Here is a 267-nt window from a genome sequence, read left to right as displayed (position 1 = left end):
CGATAGGACGCAAGCGCAAGCGCGCAGCTTGTACTGTGGCGCTTACCAAATCATGCCCTTCGTCGTACAGGGTTTTGGCGAATTCGATGATCAGGATTGCGTTCTTTGCCGACAAACCAATGATGGTAATCAAGCCCACCTTGAAGAACACATCATTGGGCATGCCGCGAAAGGTCACAGCCAGTACCGCGCCAAGCACGCCCAGCGGGACGACGAGTAAAACCGCCGTGGGGATCGACCAGCTTGCATAGAGCGCTGCCAGGCACA

At 56.2% G+C, this 267-nt stretch carries 1 protein-coding gene; it reads right to left on the bottom strand.

Annotation, left to right across the window (positions count from 1 at the left end; all coding sequences use genetic code 11):
- A partial coding sequence (locus GHO32_RS26335; protein WP_153443147.1) for an efflux RND transporter permease subunit occupies nt 1-267 on the bottom strand: 267 nt, incomplete at both ends.

It is taken from the genome of Pseudomonas sp. FSL R10-2189, assembly GCF_009600325.1.
In the GTDB taxonomy this organism is placed as follows: Bacteria; Pseudomonadota; Gammaproteobacteria; order Pseudomonadales; family Pseudomonadaceae; genus Aquipseudomonas; species Aquipseudomonas helleri.
This window is presented reverse-complemented; position numbering and strand designations above follow the sequence as displayed.